This window comes from Vibrio sp. 10N.222.54.E6 (genome assembly GCF_041473955.1).
Taxonomy (GTDB): Bacteria; Pseudomonadota; Gammaproteobacteria; order Enterobacterales; family Vibrionaceae; genus Vibrio; species Vibrio tasmaniensis_A.
The window spans coordinates 63596-87253 of record NZ_JBFRTD010000005.1; the positions used below are offsets into that span (position 1 = coordinate 63596).

22 protein-coding genes and 1 riboswitch are annotated in these 23658 nt (G+C 44.7%); of the genes, 15 read left to right on the plus strand and 7 right to left on the minus strand.

Annotated elements, in window-relative coordinates:
* Positions 1 to 79: 79 nt before the first annotated feature.
* Positions 80 to 793, minus strand: a complete 714-nt coding sequence (locus tag AB4513_RS01015) for an oxidative stress defense protein (RefSeq protein ID WP_009847667.1) — start codon at positions 791 to 793, stop codon at positions 80 to 82.
* A 110-nt stretch (positions 794 to 903) separates the two neighbouring features.
* Entirely contained in the window at positions 904 to 1800 is an 897-nt protein-coding gene (locus AB4513_RS01020; protein WP_102258173.1) for a LysR family transcriptional regulator ArgP, read from the minus strand.
* Between the two features lie 142 nt (positions 1801 to 1942).
* Here AB4513_RS01020 and AB4513_RS01025 point away from each other — a divergent pair, with 142 nt between their 5' ends.
* The gene (locus AB4513_RS01025) at positions 1943 to 2572 is read left to right on the plus strand and encodes a LysE/ArgO family amino acid transporter (protein ID WP_009847669.1); all 630 of its coding nucleotides are present in this window, start codon (positions 1943 to 1945) and stop codon (positions 2570 to 2572) included.
* A 114-nt stretch (positions 2573 to 2686) separates the two neighbouring features.
* Here the strand turns inward: AB4513_RS01025 and mscS are convergent, their stop codons facing one another.
* The 4 genes from mscS to epd form a co-directional block, all read right to left on the minus strand.
* A complete protein-coding gene (gene mscS / locus AB4513_RS01030) occupies positions 2687 to 3553 on the minus strand; it encodes a small-conductance mechanosensitive channel MscS (RefSeq protein WP_009847670.1) in 867 nt (288 codons plus the stop codon).
* Positions 3554 to 3929: 376 nt separating this feature from the next.
* Complete coding sequence (gene fbaA / locus AB4513_RS01035; RefSeq protein WP_009847671.1) at positions 3930 to 5006, minus strand: class II fructose-bisphosphate aldolase; 1077 nt, start codon at positions 5004 to 5006, stop codon at positions 3930 to 3932.
* 155 nt (positions 5007 to 5161) lie between these two features.
* Complete coding sequence (locus tag AB4513_RS01040) at positions 5162 to 6325, minus strand: phosphoglycerate kinase (protein ID WP_029223849.1); 1164 nt, start codon at positions 6323 to 6325, stop codon at positions 5162 to 5164.
* 166 nt (positions 6326 to 6491) lie between these two features.
* The gene (gene epd / locus AB4513_RS01045) at positions 6492 to 7541 is read right to left on the minus strand and encodes an erythrose-4-phosphate dehydrogenase (protein ID WP_029222970.1); all 1050 of its coding nucleotides are present in this window, start codon (positions 7539 to 7541) and stop codon (positions 6492 to 6494) included.
* Positions 7542 to 7741: 200 nt separating this feature from the next.
* Here epd and AB4513_RS01050 point away from each other — a divergent pair, with 200 nt between their 5' ends.
* Positions 7742 to 7978 carry a hypothetical protein gene (locus tag AB4513_RS01050; RefSeq protein WP_012604808.1) on the plus strand — a complete coding sequence of 79 codons (237 nt, stop codon included), beginning with the start codon at positions 7742 to 7744 and terminating at the stop codon, positions 7976 to 7978.
* A 74-nt stretch (positions 7979 to 8052) separates the two neighbouring features.
* Here AB4513_RS01050 and tkt read toward each other — a convergent pair whose 3' ends face one another.
* Complete coding sequence (tkt, locus tag AB4513_RS01055) at positions 8053 to 10047, minus strand: transketolase (protein WP_102258172.1); 1995 nt, start codon at positions 10045 to 10047, stop codon at positions 8053 to 8055.
* Positions 10048 to 10424: 377 nt separating this feature from the next.
* On the opposite strand from tkt, the gene metK reads away from it, so the two are divergent.
* The 13 genes from metK (at position 10425) to cobM (ending at position 23583) form a co-directional block, all read left to right on the plus strand.
* The gene (gene metK, locus AB4513_RS01060) at positions 10425 to 11576 is read left to right on the plus strand and encodes a methionine adenosyltransferase (RefSeq protein ID WP_009847676.1); all 1152 of its coding nucleotides are present in this window, start codon (positions 10425 to 10427) and stop codon (positions 11574 to 11576) included.
* Positions 11577 to 11847: 271 nt separating this feature from the next.
* Positions 11848 to 12606, plus strand: a complete 759-nt coding sequence (locus tag AB4513_RS01065; RefSeq protein WP_102258171.1) for an ABC transporter ATP-binding protein — start codon at positions 11848 to 11850, stop codon at positions 12604 to 12606.
* Positions 12603 to 13547 (plus strand): ABC transporter substrate-binding protein, encoded by a 945-nt coding sequence (locus tag AB4513_RS01070; RefSeq protein ID WP_102258170.1) that lies wholly within the window; start codon positions 12603 to 12605, stop codon positions 13545 to 13547. The genes AB4513_RS01065 and AB4513_RS01070 overlap by 4 nt, the downstream gene beginning before the upstream one ends.
* The gene (locus AB4513_RS01075; protein ID WP_009847679.1) at positions 13534 to 14559 is read left to right on the plus strand and encodes an iron ABC transporter permease; all 1026 of its coding nucleotides are present in this window, start codon (positions 13534 to 13536) and stop codon (positions 14557 to 14559) included. Before AB4513_RS01070 ends, AB4513_RS01075 begins: the two co-directional genes overlap by 14 nt.
* Complete coding sequence (locus AB4513_RS01080) at positions 14549 to 15013, plus strand: phosphoglycerate mutase family protein (protein WP_102258168.1); 465 nt, start codon at positions 14549 to 14551, stop codon at positions 15011 to 15013. The genes AB4513_RS01075 and AB4513_RS01080 overlap by 11 nt, the downstream gene beginning before the upstream one ends.
* 9 nt (positions 15014 to 15022) lie before the next feature.
* A riboswitch (cobalamin riboswitch) is annotated at positions 15023 to 15153 on the plus strand.
* Between the two features lie 105 nt (positions 15154 to 15258).
* Positions 15259 to 16431 carry a cobalt-precorrin-5B (C(1))-methyltransferase gene (locus AB4513_RS01085; RefSeq protein WP_240798329.1) on the plus strand — a complete coding sequence of 391 codons (1173 nt, stop codon included), beginning with the start codon at positions 15259 to 15261 and terminating at the stop codon, positions 16429 to 16431.
* Between the two features lie 20 nt (positions 16432 to 16451).
* Positions 16452 to 17111, plus strand: coding sequence for a precorrin-8X methylmutase (locus tag AB4513_RS01090; protein WP_009847682.1), 660 nt, complete (start codon positions 16452 to 16454; stop codon positions 17109 to 17111).
* Positions 17108 to 18406: a precorrin-6y C5,15-methyltransferase (decarboxylating) subunit CbiE gene (cbiE, locus tag AB4513_RS01095; protein ID WP_102258166.1), complete on the plus strand. Its 1299-nt coding sequence runs from the start codon at positions 17108 to 17110 to the stop codon at positions 18404 to 18406. The genes AB4513_RS01090 and cbiE overlap by 4 nt, the downstream gene beginning before the upstream one ends.
* 66 nt (positions 18407 to 18472) lie before the next feature.
* The gene (gene cobI, locus AB4513_RS01100; protein WP_102258165.1) at positions 18473 to 19303 is read left to right on the plus strand and encodes a precorrin-2 C(20)-methyltransferase; all 831 of its coding nucleotides are present in this window, start codon (positions 18473 to 18475) and stop codon (positions 19301 to 19303) included.
* A complete protein-coding gene (locus tag AB4513_RS01105) occupies positions 19303 to 20907 on the plus strand; it encodes a cobalamin biosynthesis protein (RefSeq protein ID WP_102258164.1) in 1605 nt (534 codons plus the stop codon). The genes cobI and AB4513_RS01105 overlap by 1 nt, the downstream gene beginning before the upstream one ends.
* A 177-nt stretch (positions 20908 to 21084) precedes the next feature.
* Complete coding sequence (locus AB4513_RS01110; RefSeq protein ID WP_102258163.1) at positions 21085 to 21927, plus strand: sirohydrochlorin cobaltochelatase; 843 nt, start codon at positions 21085 to 21087, stop codon at positions 21925 to 21927.
* A 2-nt stretch (positions 21928 to 21929) separates the two neighbouring features.
* On the plus strand, positions 21930 to 22769 hold the full coding sequence (gene cobJ / locus AB4513_RS01115) for a precorrin-3B C(17)-methyltransferase (RefSeq protein WP_017097272.1): 840 nt from the start codon (positions 21930 to 21932) through the stop codon (positions 22767 to 22769).
* Position 22770: 1 nt separating this feature from the next.
* Positions 22771 to 23583 carry a precorrin-4 C(11)-methyltransferase gene (gene cobM, locus AB4513_RS01120; RefSeq protein ID WP_102258162.1) on the plus strand — a complete coding sequence of 271 codons (813 nt, stop codon included), beginning with the start codon at positions 22771 to 22773 and terminating at the stop codon, positions 23581 to 23583.
* The last annotated feature ends 75 nt before the right edge of the window (positions 23584 to 23658 follow it).

The following is a 23658-nucleotide window of genomic DNA, read 5'->3' on the forward strand; positions in this document are numbered from 1 at the left end:
CGCAATGAGAGCCTTTTTAGTATTTGGCCTATCGTAGGTAATTAGATCACCATGATCCAAAAGCCTCTATAGCGCTATCTTATTCTTCGATCTGATAGATCACATTGACACGATCACGAATTGTGATCGTTGAGTCTTCATAAGAGTTCGACTCTGTTCTCGCATCCATCGCCATTGAACGCATTAGCACAGGCTGAGAAGATTGTGCATTGTAATCAACACGCCAAACATCACCTAGCTCACGCTCAAAACCACTCGCTAATGATTTAGCTTTTGATGTCGCATCTTTGATCGCTTCTAAGCGTGCTTGCTCTTGATACTTAGCTTGGTCACGCACTTGCAGCTGGATATTATCGATTTGGTTAATACCCTGTCCTATTGCAATATCCATGTACTCATTGAGATTAGCGAGCTCATTCACTTGAACGCTCACATTGCGTGAAGCGCGGTAGCCAACCAATTCTGGTTTGCCATCTTTTGGATAATGGTACTGAGGAGATAGGTACAGATTAGAGCTGTGTACGCTCGCCTCATCTACGCCGGCTTGGTGCAGCTTATTTAGAAAGCCCGTTACCACTTTATCAACAGTACTTTTAGCCTGTTCAGCCGTCATCGTTGACTCTACCACTCTCACTGAGAATGTCGCCATATCTGGTGTCGCGATGACTTCACCATAACCTGTTGTTGAAATATGCGGAAAGGATGGAGAGTCAGCCAGTGATGGAAAGCTCACAGCACTCAACGCAGCAGTAAGAGTAAGAGACGTTGCTAACATCTTTGGTACAAACTTCATTAGGTAGACCTATGCTAAACAAATGTCCTTCCATCATAGAGTAATTTATCGTTTAGCCAATCCTGATTGTGCACATCTAACAGAACTTTGACGCTGAAAAAACCAACAACTTACTGAGGTAAATGATTGTGAGCAAAACTTAATATCGCCTGGGATACCTCTTTTAGCACCCCACTCTCAAGCTGCCAATGGTGCCAATAGATGCGATAAGACAGCAGAAAGCCAGGGGTAATATCAATCAGAGCACCAGACTCTAGTTCCTCGATAATCTGCAATCGAGGAATCAAGCAATAGGCAACACCCGATAGTGCCAAGCGCACAAATGCTTCTGAACTGCCGACCGTATGATTGATCACACTGTCTCTCGGTACGTTAAAATGGTCATGCAGAAACTTCTTATGCAGATCATCGTATTGATCATAAGAAACCGCAGGCGCTTTGCTTAAGGTGGCGTAGTTTACGCCCTCTGAAAAGTAACGCTGATGAAAATCAGGGCTCGCCACACACACATAGTCCATACGACCGAGGTAGTCAGCACTGCATCCAGGAATCGCTTGGGGCTCTAAACTGATCGCACCGGCAACCTCACCGCTTTTTATTTTTTCAATGGTTCTAGACTCACCATGAATCGCGAGGTTCAACTCGACTTGACGAGACTTCATCACATCCGACAGTGCAGGTAACAACCATGTCGCCAAACTATCAGCGTTGGTGGCTATGGATATAGATAGTGGTTGAGTACCCTCTTCATTCATTAACTCCGGCACAAGCTCGTGCTCTAACAAGCGAACACGACGATACAAACCCAACAGCTTTTTTCCTGCTGGTGTAGGCCTTGGTGGGCTCTCTCTTACCAAAGCAGGCTGGGCTAACCACTTTTCTAGCTGTTTGATACGTTGGGACACCGCTGATTGGGAGATGTATAACTGCTCAGCGGCCCTCTCAAAGCTACGTTGTTTCACAACGGCATCCAGTGCTTCAATCCATTTATAATCCAATCCACGCATCAATTTGCTTCCTTTTTAAGCTAACCCAATACCACATTAGCAACTCTAATAATGGATTAAAATCATTAATTATACTTATTTAAAGGGTCGGAGTATCTTCGCCACATAGCACGTAAATATCGTTAATTAAGTGGAGGTTAAAATGAGTTTTTGGGTTTTATTACAAGGTTTTGGTCTAGGGGCAAGTATGATAATCCCGATAGGCGCACAAAATGCGTACGTCCTAAATCAAGGCATAAAACGCAATCATCATTTAACGACTGCAACGATTTGTAGCCTGCTCGATACCCTGTTTATCTCATTGGGTATTTTTGGTGGCGGAGCAATTCTGTCTCAAAATGAATTGCTGCTTACCTCTGTGACATTGGGCGGTATCGCTTTTCTAACGGTATATGGTTTGCTATCACTGCGCAGTGCATTCAAAACGCGCACCAGTGATGAATCAAAAAGTGAGGTATTGGCTCGTGGCAAGCGCACCGTTATTTTGGGTGCATTAGCTGTAACAGTATTAAACCCACACCTCTATTTGGATACCGTGGTGATTCTAGGATCCATTGGCGGGCAGTTTGAAGGCAACGACAGAATTGCGTTTGCGATGGGGACTATCTTAGCTTCATTCGTGTGGTTTTATTCCTTATCATTAGGCGCAGCAAAGCTAGGTCCAACGCTATCGAAACCTAAAGTTAAGAAAGGCATCGATATCGCAGTAGCAACCATGATGTTCGCTATTGCACTTGTGCTCGCCAATGGACTCATTGAGCAATACGGGTAAACCTATTCTTCTTTAGTCATCAAACAAACTTTACTCATCCAACAAAAAAGGCGAATAACCTAAGTTATCCGCCTTTCCTTATAGAAGCTAATAGCTATAAAAACTAACTAGAAATTAAGCTTCAACTTTATTCATGTGTACATCCATTTGCGGGAATGGGATTTCGATACCTTCGTTGTCCAAGCCTTCTTTGATAGCTTGCATAAGGTCGAAATAAACATTCCAGTAGTCAGCAGTGCTAACCCATGGACGAACAACAAAATTAACTGAAGAATCAGCTAGCGTGTGAACACCTACTTGAACACCTGGATCTTTCAATACGCGCTCATCAGATTCACAGATCTTAGTCAGTAGCGCTTTTGTCTTCTGAAGATCAGCGTTGTAAGAAACACCAATCATTAGGTCAATACGGCGCGTCGCATGACGAGAATAGTTAGTGATTGGGCTACCGATAACGCTTCCGTTAGGTACTACAACCATTTTGTTGTCTGGTGTTGTTAAAACAGTTTGGAAGATCTGAATTGAATCAACTGAACCCGCTACACCACCAATTTCCACGTAGTCACCAGACTTGAATGGACGGAATGCAACGATAAGTACACCCGCTGCAAAGTTAGATAGTGAGCCTTGCAGCGCAAGACCAACGGCTAAACCAGCCGCACCAATAACAGCAACTACAGATGCAGTTTGAACGCCTAAACGACCAAGTGCAGCGATAAGAACAATAACAAACAGTAAATAACGAACTAAACCGTGGATAAACTCCACAACAGCTCGATCCATCTTCTTCTTCTCAAGAACCTTAGATACGCTATTCGCGACTGCTTTAACAATCAAGTTACCAATAAATAGAATTATCAGTGCAGAGATAATGTTTACACCGTATTGGATAAATAGATCTGAATTATTTGTTAACCACTGCTCGGCCTGAGATAAACCATCCACAATTGGAGTCTCAAGCGCTGTCGAACTATCAGCCATAATGTGCATCCTCTATATAATATGCTATGAGCTAAACTGTCTTAAGCCAAACTTACTTTAACAATAATAAACAGTTTAACTCCTGTTAAGTCACTGTGTTAAAAGTAAATTAAAGCCAAGTCCTTTTTATAAACTGAACCAGGTCCAGTTTTTCGGCACGATATCCTATCTTTGACCGATTGCAAAGTCATATTTATGTAAGCTTTTGAATTAATAAAACTTACCAATAAACGCAAATACCGATAACTAAAAGACTACGAAATTTATTCACCGTAGGCTAGGGTTTTCACATATTTAATACAAATTTTTATCAGACATAAAAAAACCCGCTCAATGAGCGGGTTTTTAAAACTTAAAGAGTACTTAATTCAAAGAATTATAGTACGTCTACAGCATTAAGGTCAGCGAATGCTTTCTCAAGACGAGTAACCATTGAAGACTGAGCAGCACGTAGCCATACGCGTGGATCGTAGTACTTCTTGTTTGGCGCAGCTTCGCCAGTTGGGTTACCGATTTGACCTTGTAGGAAATCGAAGTTATCAGCAGAGTACTGACGGATACCATCCCAAGTTGCCCACTGTGTATCAGTATCGATGTTCATTTTGATAACACCGTAGCCAATAGACTCTTGGATTTCTGCTTCAGAAGAACCAGAACCACCGTGGAATACGAAGTTTAGAGCGTTAGGTGCAATACCGAACTTCTCTGCACAGTATGCTTGAGAGTCACGTAGGATAGTTGGAGTAAGTACAACGTTACCAGCTTGGTAAACACCGTGTACGTTACCGAAAGATGCAGCGATAGTGAAACGTGGGCTAACAGCCATTAGCTTCTCGTATGCGTATGCTACGTCTTCTGGAGAAGTGTAAAGCTCAGATGCGTCCATATCAGAGTTATCAACGCCGTCTTCTTCACCACCAGTACAACCAAGTTCGATCTCGATTGTCATGTCCATTTTAGCCATGCGAGCTAGGTAAGTAGCACATGTTTCGATGTTCTCTTCTAGAGACTCTTCAGAAAGGTCTAGCATGTGAGAAGAGAATAGAGGCTTACCAGTTTGTGCGAAGAACTCTTCACCAGCGTCTAGTAGACCGTCGATCCATGGTAGAAGTTTCTTAGCAGCGTGGTCAGTATGCAGGATAACTGGAACACCGTAAGACTCAGCGACAGCGTGTACGTATTTTGCACCAGCTACAGCACCAAGAACTTGTGCGCCTTGACCTTCAAGTTTAACGCCTTTACCTGCGAAGAATGCAGCGCCGCCGTTAGAGAACTGAACAACAACTGGAGACTTAACTTTAGCAGCCGCTTCTAGTACTGCGTTAATAGAGTCAGTACCAACAACGTTTACTGCAGGAAGAGCAAATTTGTTTTCTTTTGCTACTTCAAATACTTTCTGTACGTCATCGCCAGAAATTACACCAGGTTTTACAAAATCGAAGATCTTAGACATGGAAATAGTCCTATTTATTCTATTCGTTTTAAGATAAAAAACTTAAGTTTAAAAATTTGCAATCGTTTGCTCACAACTTCCGCTATTCTAGCAAATAAGTGTGATATGCAGCAAACGTTAAAAGGCGAGATTCGTACCTCGCCTTTCTAAATCAATTACGCTTTAGCACGCTCTTCAAGCATAGCTACTGCAGGAAGTACTTTGCCTTCAACAAACTCAAGGAAAGCACCGCCACCAGTAGAGATGTAAGAAACATCTGCTTTGATACCGAACTTGTCGATAGCTGCTAGCGTGTCACCACCGCCCGCTACTGAGAAACCTTCAGAATCAGCGATTGCTTTAGAAATACCAGCTGTACCCGCTTCGAAGTTCTTGAATTCGAATACACCTACAGGGCCGTTCCAAAGAATAGTTTTCGCGTTGCCGATGATTTCAGCTAGAGCTGCAGTTGAATCAGGGCCAAGGTCGAAGATCATGTCGTCGTCTTGAACTTCAGAAACGTGCTTGATTTCAGCTTCTGCGTTTTCGTCGAATGCTTTAGCACATGCAACGTCAGTCGCTACTGGGATAGCACACTCTTTCATTAGCTTCTGAGCTGTTTCAACTAGGTCAGCTTCGTATAGAGACTTACCTACGTTGTGGCCTTCAGCAGCGATGAACGTGTTCGCGATACCACCACCAACAACAAGTTGGTCAGCGATTTTAGAAAGAGATTCTAGAACGGTTAGTTTAGTAGAAACTTTAGAACCACCAACGATAGCCACTAGTGGGCGAGCTGGGTTGTCCATTGCTTTACCAAGCGCTTCAAGCTCAGCAGCTAGAAGAGGACCAGCACATGCTACAGGAGCGTAAGTACCAACGCCGTGTGTAGACGCTTGAGCACGGTGAGCTGTACCGAATGCATCCATTACGAAGATGTCACATAGTGCAGCGTATTGCTTAGAAAGAGCTTCTTCGTTCTTCTTCTCGCCTTTGTTAAAGCGAACGTTTTCAAGAACAGTTAGTTCACCAGCGTTTAGCTCAAGACCATTTACGTAATCTTTCGCTAGTTTAACGTCACAGTTTAGTGCGTCGTTTAGGTAGTTAACTACAGGAGCTAGAGAGAACTCTTCGTTGTACTCGCCTTCAGTAGGACGACCAAGGTGAGAAGTAACCATAACTTTTGCGCCAGCTTCTAGGCAAAGTTTGATAGTTGGTAGAGATGCTAGGATACGTGCATCTGAAGTTACTTTACCGTCTTTTACTGGTACGTTTAGGTCAGCACGGATGAATACGCGTTTACCTGCAAGTTCCAGGTCAGTCATCTTGATCACAGACATGATTTGTCCTCTCAAATTTAAATAAAAATAAAGTTTTGGAAACTCAGCAACCCTGCTAAGCCTATAAATTATTCAACTGGTAATGCTTTAACTGCTAATAATATGTGGACACTTAGTATTTATTTCAAGCTAAAAAATAAATAATCCACACATTTGCTTCTAGGTCTTACTTCTTGCCTTCTGAAGCTTGCATTGCAAGAACCGTATCCAGCATTCGGTTCGCAAAGCCCCATTCATTGTCACACCACACCAGCATTTTCACTAAGGTGCCATTGCTCACTCGAGTTTGTGAACCATCAACGATTGCGCTATGGGGATCGTGATTAAAGTCGATGGAAACGAGCGGCGCTTCAGTATAGTCAACTATATTGTGTAATGTACACTGGGAAGCATTAACAATGGTTTGATTTACGTCATTAACTTTCACATTTGTATTAATTGTGACACTTAAATCCATCGCAGTGACGTTTACCGTCGGCACACGCACAGATATCGCTTCGAACTTGTTAGAAAATTTCGGGAAGATTCTTTCAATACCTTTATGCAATTTAGTGTCGACAGGAATGATTGATTGGCTTGCTGCTCGAGTACGACGCAAGTCGCTATGGTATGCATCAATAACTTGCTGATCATTCATTGAAGAGTGAATGGTCGTAATGGTACCTGACTCAATACCAAAGGCATCATCAAGTACTTTAATGATAGGGACAATACAGTTAGTGGTGCATGAACCATTGGAAACGATTCGGTGGTCAGCTTCGATAGTATCGTGATTTACACCATAGATGATGGTGTTATCAAGGTCGTTAGCACCAGGGTGTGAAAACAGTACCTTTTTAGCTCCAGCAGCGATGTGCGCTAGGCCATCATCTCGGCAACCGTAAACACCGGTACAATCGAGAACAATATCGACTTCAAGATCACGCCAAGGCAACAGTTCAATATCAGCCAGGTGTAAGATACGAATGGTATCAAACTCGCCTTTATCTTCAGCACCAATGCCATGATGAACATAAATGTGCTCTTGATCATTAGAGATTTTCTTGCCGAAGCGGCCGTGACTGGTGTCGTACTGCAATAGGTGAGCCATAGCGTCAGGTTGAGCAAGCTCATTGACCGCTACTACTTTGATTTGTTGGCTTTTGCCACTTTCATAGACAGCGCGCAATACATTGCGCCCTATTCGTCCAAATCCATTTATCGCGACTTTTAGCATAGTTCCGTACATCTAACCAAAATTTCGTGCAACAGATGATAACTGAATCCTATTCAAAGCGCATTAATTGAGTGGTATAACTCGACAAAAACAATCCATTAACATGGCATATCAGCCATTTCAATGTAATCATAAAAAATGAGTTTTACCTAATCCTACGGCTATTTCTAACCTAGTTTTCTCAACCAAAGGAAAAGGTTATGTCTGGATTCCCAGCGACTCATTTTTGTAAAACGTGCAATAAAGAAACGCCACATAGTGAAGTTCTTGTTCGCCAAACAAGCAGCTATGATACCGACAAAACTTTGTTAGGAAGAATAAAGCTGTTTGCTAATTCAATTATCAATGGTGGTCATTACTACAACATGGATCGTTACGTTGAATGTAAGGTCTGTGGGACTAGAGAACTTGATAATTGGGGAAATGAATTCGAGTAACTCATGTTTCTGAAAGCCAAATAAAAAACCGAGCCAGTGGCTCGGTTTTTTTCTATTCGCGTTACAACGAATGATTAAGCAAGAAGCTCTTTTGCAGTGTTTACTACGTTTTCAGTAGTGAAACCGAACATCTTGAATAACTCGCCTGCTGGTGCAGATTCGCCAAACGTTGTCATGCCGATGATCTTGCCACCGAAGCCAACGTATTTGTACCAGAAGTCAGCGATACCAGCTTCTACTGCGATACGTGCTGTAACGTCAGATGGAAGTACAGACTCGCGGTATTCTGCGTCTTGCTTGTCGAATGCGTCAGTAGCAGGCATAGATACTACGCGTACTTTCTTGCCTTCAGTTGTTAGTTCAGCAGCAGCGCTAACCGCTAGCTCAACTTCAGAACCAGTTGCGATAAGGATAAGCTCTGGTTTGCCTTCACAATCTTTCAGGATGTAACCACCCTTAGCGATGTTTGCCACTTGCTCTGCGTCACGGTCTTGCTGTGCAAGGTTCTGACGAGAGAAGATAAGTGCAGAAGGACCATCTTTGCGTTCGATTGCTAGTTTCCAAGCAACAGCAGACTCAACTTGGTCACATGGGCGCCATGTGCTCATGTTTGGAGTCAGACGTAGAGAAGCGATCTGCTCAACCGGTTGGTGAGTAGGACCATCTTCGCCAAGACCGATAGAGTCATGCGTGTAAACTTGAATGTTCTGAACTTTCATCAGAGCAGCCATACGCATTGCGTTACGTGCGTATTCCATGAACATTAGGAACGTTGCGCCGTATGGTACGAAACCACCGTGCAGAGCGATACCGTTCATGATTGCAGTCATACCGAATTCACGTACACCGTAGTGGATGTAGTTACCTGAGAAGTCGTTCGCTTCAAGCGACTTAGAACCAGACCACATAGTCAGGTTAGAAGGCGCAAGGTCAGCAGAGCCGCCCATGAATTCAGGTAGCATAGCACCGAATGCTTCTAGAGCATTTTGAGATGCTTTACGTGATGCGATGTTTGCTGGGTTAGCTTGAAGATCAGCAATGATTGCGTTTGCTTTCTCTTCCCACTCAGCTGGAAGATCGCCATTAGTACGACGTTTGAATTCAGCTGCTAGCTCAGGGTGAGCCGCTGCGTATGCGTCAAACTTAGCATTCCACGCTGCTTCTTTCGCTGCGCCTGCTTCTTTCGCATTCCACTCAGCTGCGATATCAGCTGGAATTTCGAAAGGACCGTGTTCCCAGCCCAGTGCCGCTTTAGTTGCTGTGATTTCATCAGCACCTAGTGGAGCACCGTGACAGTCGTGCGTACCCGCTTTATTTGGTGAACCAAAACCGATAATAGTCTTAGTACAGATAAGTGTAGGACGAGGATCCGCTTTAGCTGCTTCGATAGCCGCGTTGATAGCGTCAGCATCGTGACCATCAACGGCTGGGATTACGTGCCAGCCGTATGCTTCAAAACGCTTAGGTGTATCGTCAGAGAACCAACCTTCAACTTCGCCATCGATAGAGATGCCGTTGTCATCCCAGAAAGCAACCAGCTTACCAAGACCTAGCGTACCCGCTAGAGAACATGCTTCGTGAGAAATACCTTCCATCAGACAACCATCACCCATGAACGCATAAGTGAAGTGATCGACGATGTCGTGGCCTTCTTTGTTGAACTGTGCAGCCAATGATTTTTCAGCCATCGCCATACCAACAGCGTTGGTGATGCCTTGACCTAAAGGACCCGTCGTTGTCTCGATACCAGGAGCGTAGCCGTACTCTGGGTGACCTGGAGTCTTAGAGTGCAGTTGACGGAAGTTTTTTAGGTCTTCAATTGAAAGCTCGTAACCTGCTAAGTGAAGCAGAGAGTAAATCAGCATAGAACCATGACCGTTAGACAGGATAAAACGGTCACGGTCAGCCCACTCTGGGTTTGCTGGGTTATGGTTCAAGTGGCCACGCCAAAGAACTTCAGCGATGTCAGCCATACCCATAGGTGCGCCTGGGTGGCCTGAGTTTGCTTGTTGAACACCGTCCATGCTAAGTGCGCGGATTGCATTGGCTAGATCTTTACGAGAAGGCATGTCTGCTCCTGGATACATAAGCGATTTAAAAAAGAGATAGATGCTAAAGTTTTCATTTTTATTAGCGCGGGTATTCTCTCAAACGACTATAGCGACTGCAAACGTTTTACTGGTACTTTAACGGTCATTTTCCGCAATTTTCGATCATTTACACCACTTAACAATGGCTTCCCCCTACCAACACGCAAACGTTTAGTTATGACATATCCTAAAAAAGAGCTTGTAATTCGACCGTTGGAATTTAAAATAGCCGTCTAGATGTAGAAACACCTACAAAATATACTGTATTGAATGGCGGCGCTTTCTTGATTGCGACGGCATAAATTATTTGCATTTAACTATTTGCAACTAAAAACTAAACTAAAAGTGGAGCTCTCATGGCTAAGCACCTATTCACTTCTGAATCTGTTTCAGAAGGCCATCCAGATAAAATTGCAGACCAAATCTCAGATGCTGTTCTTGATGCCATCATTGAACAAGATCCAAAAGCACGTGTTGCTTGTGAGACTTACGTAAAAACCGGCATGGTTATGGTTGGCGGTGAAGTAACCACGTCTGCATGGGTTGATATCGAAGAAATCACTCGTGAAACAGTTCGTGAAATTGGTTACGTTCATTCTGATATGGGCTTTGACGCTGACTCTTGTGCAGTACTAAACACAATTGGTAAGCAGTCTCCAGACATCAACCAAGGTGTTGATAAAGCCGATCCTAAAGATCAAGGCGCAGGCGACCAAGGTATCATGTTTGGTTACGCGACTAACGAAACACCAATCCTAATGCCAGCTCCAATTACTTACTCTCACCTTCTTGTTAAGAAGCAAGCTGAAGTACGTAAGAGCGGCAAGCTTGACTTCCTTCGCCCAGATGCGAAATCTCAAGTAACGTTCCAATACGACCAAGGTAAGATCGTTGGTATCGACGCTGTTGTTCTTTCAACTCAACACTGTGATTCAGTAACAACACCTGACCTACGTGAAGCGGTAATGGAAGAGATCATCAAGCCAGTACTTCCTGCTGAGTGGATCAACAAAGACACTAACTTCTTCATCAACCCAACAGGCCGTTTCGTAATCGGTGGCCCAATGGGTGACTGTGGTCTAACAGGTCGTAAGATCATCGTTGATACCTACGGCGGCGCAGCTCGTCACGGTGGTGGTGCATTCTCTGGTAAAGATCCATCAAAAGTTGACCGTTCTGCAGCTTACGCAGCTCGTTACGTTGCGAAAAACATCGTTGCTGCTGGTATGGCTGACCGTTGTGAGATTCAACTGTCTTACGCTATCGGTGTTGCAGATCCAACATCTATCATGGTTGAAACGTTTGGTACTGAGAAAGTAGCGCACGAAATCATCATTGAAGCAGTTCGTCAAAACTTCGACCTACGTCCATACGGTCTTCAAGAGATGCTGAACCTTCTTCAACCTATCTACAAGCAGACTGCTGCATACGGCCACTTCGGTCGCGAAGAGTTCCCTTGGGAAGCAACTGACAAAGCCGCTATCCTTGCGGACTTCGCAGGCCTGTAAGCATTACGCAACACGCTTAGCTGAAACGTAATTTTAAAAGCCTCTGTTCTCAGAGGCTTTTTTCTTTCTATTCTTCTATTCTTCTATTCTTCTATTCTTCTATTCTTCTATTCTTTCACTAATCAATCCTAACCCTTTCACGTAGCACAAGCGTTAACTTATAGATTATTTTGATAATAGTGGGGATTTTACGTGCTGAGATCAATGTTACGCAAACGTTTAAATTTTAATGTAATAGCACTTGTTAAAAACAAACCATTCTCAGTAACTCATGCTTCTTTGCCACAAACTTTCAGTTCAACAACAAAACACTCAACGACTGCACCCACTCGATCTGAAAATTACTCAAGGTGAGCGCTGGGTTGTCATTGGACGCAATGGTTCCGGAAAAACCACGTTATTGAAGGCACTGGTTAATTTGCTTCCCTTCAAAGGCGAAGTCGTCATAAACCAATTGCCGCTACGTAAGTTAACTTGCCAGCAAAGAGCAAAACAAATCAGTTACCTTCCACAACACAGTCAAGTGGATGGTCGTTTAACACTCAGAGAGTACATTCAACTAACTGCTTCCAATCAAGCCACTTCTAGCTTTTCACTTGACCAAATAAGTAAAGCACTAAAGATCGATACTTTCCTCGAACGAAGAATGGGACAGCTCTCAGGCGGCCAGAAGCAGCGAGCGCATATTGCACGATCTTTATGTCAGAACGCCGAATTCCTGGTGTTGGATGAGCCTCTAAACCATCTAGATCCATGTGCTCAAGGGGAAGTTTTATCACTATTGAAAGAGCAAGGTAAAACACTGATTTGCTCACTGCATGATATTTCCCTTGCGGCCAAGTTCGCGACGCACATTGCGATTTTGGAACACGGCCAGGTAGTCGCGAAAGGAAAGGTAGAAGAACTACTAACTCACAATCAACTTAAGCCGATCTTTGAAGTCGATTTAATCAGCACGACCAATAAGCGCACACAGAAAACAAGCAAATTTTTCGACATTGAACTCGACCAAGGACAGGAGCTTTCATGAAAAAACTATCAGCATTAACTTTATTACTTACCGTGTCCGCACAAGCCCAAATTACGGTAGAAAACTGCGACTCTACACTTACCTTAGATAAAGCGCCGAAAACCTTAATCACTCACGATATCAATATGTCTGAGATGGCATTTTCTCTCGGGCTTGAAGAGAATATGATCGGAGTGACCGGTATTAGCGGGTACTACAAAACGACCCCTGAATTTAATCGCCTCCAGGGAAGCATTCCGGAACTCGCACCGAAATATCCTTCTTTAGAGGTGTTAGTTAATGCCAACCCTGATGTTTTCTTTGCAGGATGGAATTACGGTATGCGGTTGGGCGGCTCAGTCACGCCTGATTCTCTGAGAGAGTTTGGTATCAATACTCTGATTCTTAATGAGAGTTGCAGCCATATCCGTAAAGATAAGCAGCCAGCTAACATGGAACAAATGTTTGATGACGTGACACGCCTTGCGACTTTATTCGGTCAGCAAGACAGAGCTCGAACACTTATCTCCAAGTGGAAAGAGCAATTAATATTGATTCAACAGCAAACCCAGAATCAAACCCCGCTTAAAGTCTTTCTGTATGATTCAGGGGAAGAGAAACCATTCACAGCAGGAAAGTACGCGACAGTGAGCGCCATGATAGAAGCAGCGGGTGGCGCCAATGTAATGAAAGATCTGGATATCAGCTGGGGAACCACATCATGGGAGTCAGTTGCGATGCATAACCCTGATGTCATTATTCTTCTCGATTATCAAAATGGGACAGGCGCTAAAGGCATGCAAACCTTTTTGGAACAGCACCCAGCGATGAAGCTGACCACAGCGGTAAAGACCACCCAATACCTTCCTCTGCGTTATGAGGAAATTACTCCCGGGCCAGCAAACATAGCTGCAATTGAAAAATTGGCACAGCGCATCCAAGAAATACATGACAAGTCTTAGTACTAACCTGAACCGAACCGCACTGAACACCTGCGTATTCAGTTCTGTTTTTGCCCTCTTAGCGATGTTTTCTCTGAGTTTAGGCAGCGTTCAGCTATCTTTTGCACAAGTCGCTACGATTTTTTCAGCGGCGATGAGTCAACAGATCGACTCACCGATAGATCAAGTGGTACTGCACCTGCGCTTACCTAGAACAATCATCGCTATTATTTGCGGTGCTGGGTTAGGTATTGTTGGGGCGTTATTACAAACCGTGACAAAAAACGACCTTGCCGACCCTTTCATTTTTGGATTGTCATCCGGTGCCGCAACTGGAGCAGTCTTTGTGATTACAGTCATCGGTAGCGCTATCGGCATTTGGACACTTCCACTCGCCGCTTTTATCGGTGGAATAATCTCGGCTTCGGCAGTGCTATTTCTAGTCAGAAAAGTAGATGGACAAGCGTCTTCTCAAATTGTTTTAGCCGGGTTGGCTATTTCATTTTTATTTACAGCCTTGACTAACTTCTTGGTCTTCCATGGTGATCAACGAGCTGCCCACTCAATTCTATTTTGGTCGCTAGGAGGCCTAGGAAACGCACGCTGGGACAATGTGCTAATTGTGCTTGCTGGACTTATCGCCTTGATAGTCCTAGGTATATTAAAACATCGCCAGTTAGATTGTTTACTTGCAGGAGACGACGTAGCACAAACCATGGGCGTAGACACAAAACGCCTGCAAAGCGGTGTCTTTATTGTCTGCGCTTTTGCAACTGCATGTTTTGTTTCTATCATCGGCGTTGTCGGATTTATTGGCTTGATGGTTCCTCATATCGCGAAGAAAATCATCGGCCCATTACACAAAAAGTTACTCATCACTTCAGGGCTGATTGGGGCTTTGCTTATGCTATTAAGTGATATTTTGGCGAGAACCTTAGTTGCTCCTCAAGAACTGCCTCTTGGTGTTGTCACCACCGCGTTTGGCGCACTATTCATTGTTTCCATTCTGATGGAGAAAAGTAATGAAAGCTGAACGCTTCACCATCATTGCGATTCGTCATGGCGAAACCGAATGGAATCGAATAGGCAAAGCACAGAATCAACTGGATAGCCCTCTGACAATGAAAGGCAAACGACAGATGCATAACGTCGGTCGTTATCTTGCAACTCAAAAATCATTGACCCTCAATGCTATTTACACCAGTCAATTAGGCCGTGCTATTTCCAGTGCTAAAACCATCGCACGCTACCTGAAAGTGCCCGTCATTTCTCAAATGGAGCTCAGTGAGTTCGATTCAGAACAGCAACGAAGAACAATGGCGATTCAGTGGATCCAACGAGTTTCTCGTCACCACAACAATGAGAACCCTATTTTGCTGCTCGGACATGGTGACTGGATAAAAACATTAGCCAGTTTAGGGACACCAAAGCAAATCATAGACACACCAAACAACGGAGAAATCCTCAGGATAGATATCGAAGTATAACGTCACATCAGGGAATCAGGTGTAACTCCTGAACTGTACCCGCAGCTGTAAGCGATGAGCCCTTTACAAGCCACTGAGTCACACGACTTGGGAAGGAGTAAAGCGCAATGAGAACCTCAACATCGTAAGTCAGAATACCTGGACACACATGAATATCGAGCGGGAAAACTCAACACCATCCATACCTTGTCTAACAAGGGAACGCTCTGTATTCGTCAATACCTAAAACGTAGATGAAGAATACTGTGGTCACAAAAGTTAAACGATCCAAAAATAAGTCCGATCTCCGCAGTGGGTTTACCACCGGAGCGTGCGCAGCTGCAGCAAGCAGAGCGGCAGTTCAAACACTATTAACCGGACAAAAGCCTGACTATACCTCCATCACTCTACCTAATGGTGAGCCCGCTACGTTTAAGGTCGCGTTTATCCAAACATCCAACGATGCGGTGACCGCCAGCATTGTTAAAGATGCAGGGGACGATCCTGATTGTACCCACGAAGCCCATATTCAGAGTATTGCCCGCTGGCATTCAGAGCCCGGTTTTCACATCGATGGGGGTGTTGGCGTAGCTCGTGTGACTCTACCCGGATTAGAACTTCCCGTCGGTCAGGCGGCGATTAATCCCGTACCTCGAAAAAACATTCTCGATATGGTGACTTTGGAATGGAACCAAGCTACCAGTCAACAGAAAAAACACGTCGGTATATCACTGGAAATTTGCGTCCCTGATGGAGAGGAGCGAGCCAAGGAAACCATTGGGCCAAGACTCGGTTTAATCGGTGGTATTTCCATTCTCGGGACACGCGGAACGGTAAAACCCTACTCCACTTCAGCGTTTTCAGCATCTGTGCGTCAATCGGTACAAATAGCGAAACAAAATGGCCAAAACCACTTGGTTCTCACGACAGGATCTCGAACCGAAAAGTCAGCGATGGCCATGCTACCAAGTTATGACTCGATGTGTTTTATCCAAGCGGGTGATTTTGTTGGGGTCGGACTGCGCGCAGCAAAACGTTATCAAGTGAGCAAAATCACCGTCGTCGCCATGATAGGCAAACTCGGCAAGATGGTCGCTGGGCACATGATGACTCACGTATCCGGTAAAGCTATCGACTTTTCATTACTGGCCGACCTCGCCATTCAATCAGGTGCATCGAGTGAATTTGCCGAAGCTGTTAGCCAAGCCAACACAGGCCGCCACGTACTCGACACATGGAAAGAAGCCCAATCGGGCAAAGAGATTCCCAATTACGACTTTCTTACCTTGCTCTGCAAACAAGCTGCAGAGCACGCTGCTGTGTATGTCAAACATCACGTCAGCATTGAATTCAAATTGATCGATTTCAACGGCGATCTATTAGCAGAACATCTCTGCTCAAAAGGAAGTGATACCAACACTCACTTTCATGATGAATAAGCATGAACAAGGAAAACTCCATGACTAACGATATGCGTCAAATGACCAAGCAAGGCCGTCAAATTGAAAGTGACTCCTTCTCTATCATCGATGAAGAAATAGAAACTCTCCATGGGGGACATAACTTCAATCAAGGTGAATGGAATGTGGTTCGTCGTGCCATTCATACTACGGGTGATTTTGAATACGCTAAATTATATCAATTCAGCGACAACGCGATTGAGTCTGCCATTACCGCTTTAAAAAATGGTGCCAACATCATTACCGATGTCAGCATGATCGTGACAGGTTTAAACCAAACTCGCCTCAACGCTTACGGCAATAAAGCACAGTGCTTCATTAGTCATCCAGACGTCATTAGCACGGCCAAAGAGACAGGAGAAACACGTGCTATTCACTCAATGCGTTATGCCCGCGATAACGGCCTACTCGACGGCTCTATCATAGGTGTAGGCAATGCGCCTACCGCATTACTTGAGCTATTGCGCATGATAGAAGCAGGCGAAGCAAAACCTGCATTGATCATTGGCATTCCTGTTGGTTTCGTAAAAGCAGATGAATCGAAGCAAGCATTAACTGAACAAAACACCGTGCCTTACATTGCCAGCCTAGGCCGTAAAGGTGGCAGCCCGTTAGTGGTATCGACTATTCACGCCCTACTTGCTGAGTCAGTAAAATGAATAATGTAAGTACTCACTCTCAGCTTATCGATTGCTATCAATCGGCTATCACGGTAGTCGGAGTACCCGAAGATGGGTGTTTAAGCCTAACCAGTCGAGCTGTTAATGCAGTTGAATCTGCACGCGTTGTTGCAGGTAACGACCGACTATTGGATTGGTTTCCCCAATTCAAAGGTCAACGCTTATCGATGCAAGAAGGCTATCTATCTTGGTTCGCTAAGTTGCTTGATGAATGCGAGGAAGGCGGCGTCGTCGTATTAGCTTCTGGCGACCCATTGTTCTTTGGCATCGGCGAATCGTTATTAAAAAAACTGCCTAATGATGAAGTACGCTTTATTCCCTCCCCTTGTTCAATGCAACTCGCTTGCAGCCGAGTCGGCATTGCATGGCAAGAAACCAAAGCAATTTCACTACATGGAAGAAAGCAGCATTACGATGGCATTAAAGGTATCGCAAGCCAAATGCAATGGGGAACTAGCTACTGCTTGCTAACCGATGTTCAAAACAACCCAGCTCGTATTGCGAAACACTTAGTCGACTTTAATCAACAAGGTTGGACGGCTTGGGTATGTGAGAACTTAGGTGGCACCGACGAAAAGATAAGCCAGTGGACTCTCGAAGACCTCGCACTAAAAAGTTCCGACGACTTCTCTACGCTCAATGTAATGGTACTGCACCGAACGCTACCTCATGCGTGGGGTGAATTGGGCCAATACGCCAACGATGATGACTTCATGAAGCGCATGCCTAAGCGCGGCTTAATTACCAAACAGCCCGTTCGTCACTTAGCGTTAGCAAGTATGCGTATTCAGCCAAGATCTGTGGTGTGGGATATAGGCACAGGCTCAGGTTCTATTGCGATAGAAGCCGCTAAACAGTGCTATCAAGGACAAGTCTTCACCATTGAATCAAACCAAGAATGTTATGAGTCGGTCGAGGCTAACTTTAGAGCGCACGGTACCGACAACGTGCAACTGATTCGAGATAAAGCCCCAATACAGCCCGACACCTTGCCTCAGCCAGACAGTATTTTTATTGGTGGAAGCCGCGGCAACATGCACACCATTTTAGATTTCTGTTGGTCAGCAATAAAACCGGGCGGCGTTGTGATCGGTTCTGCAGTGACTGTCGATTCAGTTTGCGAACTTCATCAATGGAGTAAAGACAGCAATGCTCCGACACAGGTTCAACTGGTCTCTATATCAACAGGTGTACCACTCGCTCACTACACCCGTTATCAATCAGAAAATCCGATTCACTTATTTATTTTTACCAAGCCGTTTATTCAGAAATAATCGCTTAATTTTTTAATTAAGCGCCACTCAACAAATTAAATAAAAACATAATTAGAGAAAGCACAGATGAAATTAGGAACTATGTACGTAATTGGTGTCGGCACTGGAGACCCAGAATTATTAACACTTAAAGCTCACCGACTACTCAGCACCGTCGACATTGTCGCGTTTCCAGAAAAAGACGCGGGCAGTAACCACTCTTTTGCTCAACAAATTGCAGCGGGTTCTGTTAGCCCTGAAAGCATGAAAGGCGAATACCTATTTTTGCACTTCCCAATGACGCGTGACCCAAGCATCAACGTTCCTGCATGGCGTAAAGCCGCCGTCACAATTGTTGAACTATTAAAGCAAGGTAAAGACGTGGCATTTGCAACCGAAGGTGATCCATCGGTTTACAGCACATGGGCATACATCCAAGAAGAACTGACAGAGCTACTTCCTGAACTTGATCCGGTGATCATTCCGGGTATCACTTCAGTTACCGCTATTCCATCACAAACAAAAATTCCACTTGCTGACGGTCAGGAGCGTTTTTGTGTTGTACCTGCGACATGGGGTATCGAGTGTTTAGAAAAGCTAGTCGAAGATTTTGACACCATCATGTTAATCAAAGCAGGTCGCGTTATCCCCAAGCTGATCACTCAACTTGAGTCGATGGACATGTTGGATTGTGCAACCTACGTGTCGCATGCCACCACAGAAAAACAAGAGCTTTACTCTGACCTACGCGATGTACCGAATGAAAACCGCTACTTCTCTATGGTTCAGCTTTCAGTTCGCGCTCGTCGTGGCGTACTACGTGGTACTAATGAATCAAAGAAATGTGCCGTTCTTGATGGTGGTAAAGCTGATAGTGGTAAAGATAGCATCGATAAAACTATTGCCGGTAAAGCGTAATGAAAATCGCCATTTATGCCATCACGCTACACGGAGCAAGGCAAGCCAAACGCTTAGCTAAAACGTTTCCGTTTGCTGATGTCTTTATTGCACCAGTTGGACAAGAAGAATACCCAGAAGCCGATGAGTTAACCCTGCCGCTTTCTGGTTTTCTTCCTCCTCAATTTAAGCAATATGATCACCATATCTGCTTTTTTGCTGCGGGTATTGTCAGCCGAATGATCGGCCCTTTGCTAGAAGACAAACGCACCGACCCCGGCGTGATCTGCATTGACGATCACGGCCAATTCGTGATCCCTATGCTATCTGGTCATCGCGGTGGCGCAAATGGGATCGCGTTACAAGTCTCACAAGCACTCAACGCGACTCCTGTAATCACCACCGCTTCTGACGCTGCCGGCAGTTTGTCGGTTGATATGCTCGGATCGCCATTTGGTTGGACACTTGATCCACAATGCGAACCCGCGATCACCGCCACCAGTGCAGCAGTTGTAAATGAAAAACGCATTCTAATCGTGCAGCACGCTGGCGAACAGAACTGGTGGCAGAACAAACGTTCCATGCCAAGACACATCATTACCCACCCAGCACTAAGCGATACAGACCTTTCTCAAATCAGTACTGATGATTGGGATGGTTTAGTTCTGATTTCAGATGAAGCACAACCAAAAGGTTACGCCGACTTAAAAAATAAAACCGTACTGTGGCGACCAAAATCGCTTGTACTTGGAATAGGTTGTGACCGCAATACTCCTTTGCATGTATTGAAAGCAGGTATCGATGTTTTCCTGACTGAATATAACCTAGCAAAAGCCAGTGTTTCAGCTTTCGCCAGTATCGCTTTAAAAGCAGATGAAAAAGGTATTTTAGAACTCTCGTCTGAAAGCCAAATTCCTTTCCACACTTATTCAGCCGAGCAACTCGACGGCGTTGAAGGGATTGAAAACCCATCAGAATACGTCAAGAAAGTCACAGGCGTATCATCGGTTTCTGAAGCGGCCGCGCTAAAGCACGCTAAGCGAGATCAACTATTGGTACCTAAGTGGAAGTTCAAACAAGACGGTTTCAACATGACTTTGTCTTGTACTCGCATCGAATACGATGAACCCCTCGCCAAGAAGAAGTGGAAAAACTGGCTAGATGAAAACGTCAAAATCAACCTTCACGGTAATGAAGTGGTAGATGGTTTTCAGTGTAAGCCTAAGCATGTCGATTTAAACCGCCCGATGCTCTACCACCGCCATCACGTATTGCTATGTGAAGGTGGCCGCTGCGCGAAAGAAGGCAGTAAAAACCTTGCACACGATCTTAGACAGGTACTTAAAACGCTCAATTTTTCCGACGGTGAACAGCGCATCAAGATAAGCCGTACACACTGTGCGGGCACCTGCAGAAACCGCGCCGCAATGGTGATTTACGAACGTTTACTAGAACATGAAACACCTGTTAACAACGGGCTTTGGGTTCGAGGTATCGAAGAATTTACCGAGCAAGACTGGAAAGATTTGTTCACAAATTTAGTCGAACGGAAATCATTAAAAGCTTATTTAGATCCTAAGTTTATCGCACCAATTGAAAATGCAGACGGCACTACTGAGCTTTAGAAACCGCTTAGTTTTAAGAACCACTGAACTTTAGGTATCACTGAGCTTTAGGAACATAGTAGGCCAAATACTTTGCAAGCTATGAACATGATGTTTCAAAGCTCACTTTAACCTCATTACCAACATGAGATAACCCGTTTATCTTGTGATATAGATTTGATAAGGACAGCGACAATTATGAAACGACTTCGTCATTATAACCAAGGCACAGCCATTGTACTGAGCTGCTTTGGTAGCGTTGTAGAACAACAACGTTATGAAACTCTCGCAGAGCGCGTACGTCAAAGTTACCCAGATGTGCCAGTGCGTATCGCCACCAGCTCAAAGATGGTGATCAAGAAGCTGGCTCGTAAAGACACGCCATGTTTCAGCCTACCTCAGGTACTCGCCGATCTAGACACACAAGGTTACGAACGTATTTTGATCGTTTCAGTGTACCTATTCCCTACCGATGAACATCGCTACATGACATCAATAGTTGATGGCTTCAAGCAATTCTCATTGGCGCGCATTGAACAAACACCAGCGATCATGCATCACAGCCAATTAACGACCAATTTGCTTTCGGCTCTCCATGATCGTTTTGCTCCACAAGATCATTTCAACGTGTTCGTTCACCACGGTGCGCCTATGCTAGATAACCCAGGTCACCAATCGGTCCATTACTGTGATGATCTACTCGGCAAATTATCGCAACGCAACTTCACTTGCTCGCTCGAAGGCGCATGGCCATTTAAGTTAGTGAAAAATGAAATGGTTCGCCGCATTAAAGAGCAATATACAGGCCAAGGTCGACCGCTTCTTAATCTAGTTCCACTACTGCTTGTATCGGGTAACCACTTCATCAACGATCTTAAAGAAATTAAAGAGATGCTGGCAGAAGACGCTGACGTTCAAGTGGCAGAGCCAATCCAAGGTGACAAGTTCTGCATGCTCGATATGCCAGAACTGTTACAGATTATCGATAAGCAAATTAAAGAAGGCTTAATTCGTTTAGGTGCACCAGAGGAAGATAAATAATCATGGCAAAACTAACACTGGTAGGCTTAGGGCCTGGCGCAATAGACCTAGTCACACCCGCAGCGCAACAAGCGGTAAAGAATGCAGATGTCGTTGCAGGCTACAAGCCGTATGTAGAATCAATCAGCACACTAATCGACACTCAAGAAGTCATTCAAAGTGGTATGACTCGCGAATGGGACCGCGCTCAAGCCGCAGTAGAAGAAGCAGCAAAAGGTCGAGAAGTCGTATTGGTATGTTCTGGGGATTCTGGCATGTACGCGATGGCGCCTTTAGTGCTTGAATTATTGGAACAAAACGCAGAATTAAACGCACAAGTTGAACTGGATATTATTCCGGGCATCACCGCGGCTAACGCCTGTGCTTCTTTAGTTGGTGCACCTCTTGGTCACGATAGTTGTACCATTTCTCTGTCTGACTTATTAACGCCTTGGGAAGTGATTACCAAGCGGATTGAAGCCGCGGCAATGGCTGATTTTGCGATTACCTTCTACAACCCTCGCTCTAAAAAGAGAACTCAGCACATTGAAACTGCACGTGAAATCCTTTTGGAACATCGTGACCCAAATACTCCCGTTGCTATCGTGAATGCTGCGTATCGTGATGAGCAAAAAGTCACACTGACAACACTGGCTGAATTTACCAAAGTGGAATTTGGTATGAACGCCGCGGTCGTGATAGGTAACAGCAACAGCTACCGATTTGGTGATTGGATCGTAACACCGCGTGGCTACACCAATAAATATCAACTGAAAGACGGCAAGGTACTAGAAGGTCAAAAACGTGGCCATTCATTAAAAGTTGAACCTAAACCAGAATCAGTGACGGAAGAGGCAAACTAGTATGACGGTATTTTTTATCGGCGCAGGGCCGGGTGACCCAGATTTAATCACAGTGAAAGGCGCACGCTTAGTTGAAGAGTGCCCTGTGATTGTTTACGCAGGCAGTTTAGTGCCAAAAGCCGTCATCGATCGCGCTCACCCTGATGCACTGGTCTATAACTCCGCTGACATGGATCTTGATGATCTAACCAATGTGTACCTAACCGCACACGAAAAAGGTCAAAACGTTGCACGCGTTCAAACTGGCGATCTTTCAATTTACTCGTCGCTTGCAGAACAAACACGTCGCTTGAACGAACTTGGCATTGATTGGAAAGTGGTTCCGGGCGTCTCCTCTTTCCAAGCGAGTGCCGCAGCTCTTGGCCAAGAACTGACGCTACCTGAAAAGTGCCAGACCATTATTCTTAGCCGAGCATCAGGTCGAACGCCTGTTCCTGAAAAAGAGAATCTACGCGCCCTTGCCTCTCACGAAGCAACACTGTGTTTATTTCTTAGCGCAACATTAATTCGTAAAGTGGTTCGTGAATTATCAGATGTTTACCCGCAAGATTGGCCAGTGGCTGTCGTTGAAAAAGCCAGTCACCCTGAACAGCGAATATTCCGTGCTACATTGGGTACGATCGCCCAAGTTATGCATGATGAAGGGATTCGCTCCACCGCGATGATCATCGTCAGTAAAGTGCTAGGCGACAATGATTTTGTTGACTCTAAACTCTACGATCCGACCTTCTCACACGCTTGCCGAAAAGCACGTGTCGTTGAAGAGGGTGTAGTTGAAAGTGGAACATTGGAAGACGATAAGAGCGCAGACTAACCTCGCTCATTAGCTGTTGATTGGTTTATGCGTTTATTCATTTTCACTATCCAGTCAGCAGCATTATTTGGCAGA